Source organism: Desulfoferrobacter suflitae, from assembly GCF_022603395.1.
GTDB classification, from domain to species: domain Bacteria; phylum Desulfobacterota; class Syntrophobacteria; order Syntrophobacterales; family Syntrophobacteraceae; genus Desulfoferrobacter; species Desulfoferrobacter suflitae.
Map to the genome: position 1 here is coordinate 1 of NZ_JAIBKA010000039.1, position 1,157 is coordinate 1,157.

General features: G+C 61.8%; 2 protein-coding genes. Both read right to left on the reverse strand.

All coding sequences use genetic code 11. The features are described 5' to 3' along the window. On the reverse strand, positions 1-595 hold a 595-nt coding region (locus K1V27_RS22490), incomplete at its 3' end, for an IS91 family transposase (RefSeq protein WP_258932522.1). Positions 596-615: 20 nt separating this feature from the next. Further along, positions 616-1,157: tyrosine-type recombinase/integrase (locus K1V27_RS22495; RefSeq protein ID WP_258932524.1), on the reverse strand; the 542-nt coding region annotated here is incomplete at its 5' end.

Sequence of the window (1,157 nt, forward strand, 5' to 3'; positions counted from 1 at the left end):
GTTCCATGAACTTGGCCCGAAAGATCGGCGAGAGAGCTTTGACCGGGACCAGAAAGCCTCTTCGGGCATCGATCCAACGGGAGCCGTCGCGGGCAAGGGCCCCTCCCGGCACCAGGCAGTGGACGTGGGGGTGATAGACCATGGCTCGGGTCCAGGTGTGGACCACAACGAGCATGCCGATGCGGCCGCCGAGATGGCGGGGATCGTCGGCTAGCTTCTGCAGGCTGTCGGCTGCAGCCCGGCAAAGGGCGTTCAGGAGTGCGGTCTGGTGGCTGCGGACCAATTGGCGAAGCTCCTCGGGGAGGGTGAAGACGAGGTGGAAGTAGCGGACCGGAAGGATCTCTTCCCGGCGCCGTTCGATCCACTCCGCCGTGTCCCTGCTCCCGCATTCGGGACAGTGGCGATTTTGGCAGGAGTGGTAGGCGTAGTGGAGCTCTCCGCACTCATCGCACTCGAACACATGGCCTCCGAGGGCTTCGGTGCGACACTCCAGGATATCGTGCAGGGCTTGGGTATGGCTCGGGGGCATCCGCTGTTCAAACTTCTCGAGGTACTGCGGACCATGGAGCCTGAAGATCCCGGCAAGCTCCGCCATGGCGGTCGCCTCCCGCTCGATCACAGATCGTTCATCAGCAAGTTCACCGTGGTGTGGAGGCGATCGACGCTTTGTTGCGTCAGGTGGGTGTAGATGGCCGTGGTCTTGGGACTCTTGTGCCCGAGAATTTCCTGGATGACGCGAAGATCAATGCCGTTTTCCAGAAAATGGGTTGCATACGCATGGCGAAGGCTATGGACTGAGGCGTTCTTTTCGATTCCGCTCTGGCGCAGGGCGGCTTTGAAAGTCTTCTGCACAGTGGTGGCCGAGAGCGGGTCCTGTCCGTTCCTGGCGGGAAAGAGAAGGGGACGGGGGTGAGACAGCGTCCAGTAGGCCCTCAGATGATCGAGGGTTCGTTGGGCCAGGGGCACGTAGCGATCCTTGCCCCCTTTACCGTTTCGCACCCGGACCTGCATCCTCTGGCTATCGATATCCCCCACCTCGAGCTGAATCCCCTCGGAGAGCCTCAGGCCGCACGAGTAGATCATCCGCAGAGCCATGGCAGCCACGGGATGGATCACGATGGAGAGCAGATGGCGCACCTCTTCGAGGCTCAGCACTA